General features: G+C 32.4%; 3 protein-coding genes and 1 pseudogene. 3 read left to right on the top strand and 1 reads right to left on the bottom strand.

Annotation, left to right across the window (positions count from 1 at the left end):
* Nucleotides 1-98 (top strand): hypothetical protein (locus HMPREF3119_RS19870; protein ID WP_246829290.1); only part of this gene is annotated, 98 nt, incomplete at its 5' end.
* Nucleotides 99-467: 369 nt separating this feature from the next.
* Here the strand turns inward: HMPREF3119_RS19870 and HMPREF3119_RS14345 are convergent.
* Nucleotides 468-584, bottom strand: a pseudogene (locus HMPREF3119_RS14345) (transposase); the annotation flags it as partial.
* Between the two features lie 120 nt (nucleotides 585-704).
* Here HMPREF3119_RS14345 and HMPREF3119_RS14340 point away from each other — a divergent pair.
* Together HMPREF3119_RS14340 and HMPREF3119_RS14335 are read left to right on the top strand one after the other, a co-directional pair.
* The gene (locus HMPREF3119_RS14340; RefSeq protein ID WP_070580098.1) at nucleotides 705-2696 is read left to right on the top strand and encodes an STM2767 family DEAD/DEAH box helicase; all 1992 of its coding nucleotides are present in this window, start codon (nucleotides 705-707) and stop codon (nucleotides 2694-2696) included.
* A 32-nt stretch (nucleotides 2697-2728) separates the two neighbouring features.
* On the top strand, nucleotides 2729-3331 hold the full coding sequence (locus HMPREF3119_RS14335; protein WP_139144852.1) for an STM2766 family helicase-associated protein: 603 nt from the start codon (nucleotides 2729-2731) through the stop codon (nucleotides 3329-3331).
* The last annotated feature ends 325 nt before the right edge of the window (nucleotides 3332-3656 follow it).

Below are 3656 nucleotides of genomic sequence, written 5' to 3'. Positions count from 1 at the left end.
CTGCCAAGACCGTCACTTACGATTTCGAACGTCTGATGGAAGGCGCTAAACTGCTGAAATGCTCAGAGTTTGGTGTCGCAATCATCAAACACATGTAATTAAGTTTACAGTGAAATAGTTAACGGGAACTGATTAGTTCCCGTTTTTTATTGTTCAGTCTGAAACGGTTATCAAAAAGTTTGCAAAATGATTTAGCAAAACGGTGTGAAATTTGTACGGTTTTGGGGGCTGCTTTGAGTGAAAAGCAGACCTGACGAAATCATTGATTCCAGCTCATTCTGAAAGTAAACCTAGTGTTGCATCGACCCGTTGAACCCACAGCGGGAAGCGGAAGTTAAATGGTTAGACGTTAGCATCGACTTACACAAGCCCAACCCAATGCGGCGGCTTTATATTTTTAAGATGTTCCTCCTCAATGACAAACGCCAAGCTGTAACGAACTCGGGTATGACCTTGGTCCAAAATCAGTACAGTGCTAAATCAGAGATCTTCATCTTTCTGGAGACTTCTCCGACACGAGTGCCGGTTTCGGCCTGTTTCAACGCAAATGCGAGCTGTTCTTCGGTATAACGGGTCTTTTTCATGGCGAAGATCACTAACTGCATACACTTGATTGGAAGTTCCCTAAAATTGTTAGATAATAACCTATAGGTTTATCCACCACTTACGGTGGTTACTATTAACATTATCAGGTGACTAACAGCATGCCAAATAGTTTATTTTATAATCATATAGAAAAAAGTGAATTGAATACAAATGTTATTCAAAATATCGAGGAGTATGCTGAACAAAACCCAACTGAACAGTTATACTTAATAACAGCTCCATTAGGTGAAAACAAATATAGCTACTCTTATTCAGAAAATACTATAGTAATACTTTCACCAAAGCACAAAATAATATTCATTGATTTAAAAAATGATGAAGATGAATTTGATGAATATTACGAAGATTTTATGGAGGATGTTAATTCTATATCTGATAAATATAGATATCAAAAACATATAGGAAGAGCTCGAAAATTAAAAGAAGGTTTCACGAGCAAGGTTACGCTAGATAATGACTTTGATTGCTCAGAAATTTTGAAAGAGAATCAACTTAATGAGGCTGACTATAGAAAGTGTGAGCTTTTGATATCGTTAATTACGGGTAGTATAAATAATATAGATAAGGTCGGAGTTGAAACTCCAACAACGCTTCTTGAAAAAGTAAAACATAATATAATTTTGTTTGATGGTGAGCAAACTCGATTTATATACAAGCAACTACCAAATAAAAGAATATCAATCCAAGGTTTGTCTGGCACTGGTAAAACCGAGCTTTTAATGCATAAACTAAAAGAAATATATGCATCGGAAGATAAGATTAAAATTTTCTTTACGTGTCATAATAAAGCATTATCTCATACACTGAAAGATAGGATTCCAACGTTTTTTGATTTTATGAAAGTCGAAAAACAAATTAAATGGAATAATCAGTTGTGGGTTGATAGGGCGTGGGGGTCTAAACAAGATAAAGACTCTGGGTTATATAGTTATATCTGTGATTTTTATGGCATTTCTTTTTCAAGGTGGAGCAAAAACACTAGTTACCATGAGATCTTTTCTAAGGCATTAATTGAAATTAATAAAATTGAAGACTTAGAGTATGCATTTGATTATATTTTAATTGATGAAAAACAAGATTTCCCTGAAATATTTTTTGAGTTATGCGAAAAGATTACTAGACACAAGGTATACGTAGCTGGTGATATTTTTCAGGATATTTTTGAAAATAACATCAAGAAAGAAGTTGAAAATGTCGACTATGTACTTAACAAATGTTACCGAACGGCGCCTCGGATTTTAATGTTTGCACATGCTATTGGAATGGGGCTTTTTGAGGAAAATAAACTCAATTGGTTAGAAGATAGTGAGTGGGAAAGTAGTGGTTATACTATTAATAAAGCAAACAAAGAAGTGACACTCTCTCGTGATTCTATGCGGAGGTTTGAAGATTTAGAAGAGACAAAAATATCGAACATGAATATCATGAAACATATAAATGAGTCACAAGTTATTGATATTTTAAAGAGTATTAAAAATGATAACCCGACAGTAGAATCAAATGATATTGCTATAATCATGTTAGATAAAGATAATTACATCTATGATTATATAGATCGTTTAGAGTTTAAAGTTAGAACTGAGCTTAAATGGGATGTTAATAAAGCAGTAGAGACTAAGAAAAAAATACCAAATCAATTGTTTATTTCAAATGTTAATAATGTCAAAGGATTGGAATTCCCTTTTGTTATTTGTGTGACAAAGGAAATTAAAGATAATTATACATATAGGAATAGTCTTTACACAATGTTAACCCGTTCATTTCTTCAATCTTACTTGTTGGTTGAAAAGTATGAAAAAATCCAATGCCAACTTGATGGTTTAGAGATAATTAATACACAAGATGTAATTAAAACAAAAGAGCCAAGTAGGGAAGAAAAAGAAAAAATACAGAAGCGTATTGTTAAGGTTAAAAGTCAATCTAACATCTCCTTCTATGATTTTATTAATGATATTTTAACAAGAGAAGGGATTGAAAGGAAATATTGGAGAAAATTCATCCAGTCTTTACCTGAAAGTTATAAAGACGATTTTGATGAGGATGGGATTGTTGAATTCATTAACGATAACAAAAAGTACTACTGCAGATGATTGAGTACAAATTTGATATAGATGAATCTTATATGGATAGATTTTTTAAGCCGATTAAAAATAAAATCCAGATAATAGAACTATTGATGAATAGTATTAAGTATATGCTTATTAATCCGACAATTAAAGAAAGTAACGCTAAGGGTAAGATTATAGTTAGAATTGATAAAATGAGTAGAATATTTTTTGTGAAATCTGATAAATATTTCTCAATTATGTTCCCATTTTGCATTAATAAAAATGAAGGCTACTCATTCAAATTTAGAAACGAGATGGAAGTTGATAATCGAATTACATCTGAGGTTATATCATTAATAAATGAGCCGAGTTTTTATAGTAGCTGTAGCTTGGAATTTATTGAGAAAATATCCTTATATCAAGAGGATAGTTGTAATGAGAATTATTGGAGTTTTTTGAGAGAGTTACTTATGATGGAAGATGGATATTTAAGGTATGACTATGATAGGACTAACTATGAAAAACATGGTAAAAAAGACATACATCCCTTACATCACTACGACTTATTTTATGGTAGTAATTCTACTTTTAAAATTGGATTGAGACGAAAAATATCAGAGGCAGATTTTTTAGACTTGCTGAACATAAAAACCGATTGTAAGTTTATTAATTGTTAGAAAATACAGAGGGAGGGCATTATCCTGTCACCGATTGAATTAGCTATATTTGTTAATTTTCTGGTGCAGGGGTAACTCCCCCGAAAAAACAATGCAGACATAAGTAGAATTTTCCTCTAACCTGAATGCAGCGGGATTTCTATGAAATGATCACGTTCACTGGCAGCCAGATAATTTTCATTTTCATTCACACCGATGAGGTACTTAAACTTAGTCATCAATTTCCGCTATTGGCACAAACCTGACTTATGACCTAGAAAATAGATATACGAGCTAAACTATGGGCCAATAAAATATTATATCAACACTCTTATCCAATCTTTGC

The sequence above is a fragment of the Morganella sp. HMSC11D09 genome (assembly GCF_001807955.1).
GTDB classification, from domain to species: Bacteria; Pseudomonadota; Gammaproteobacteria; order Enterobacterales; family Enterobacteriaceae; genus Morganella; species Morganella morganii.
Note: the sequence above shows the minus strand (reverse complement) of the source record. Positions and strands in the feature narration are given on the sequence as shown.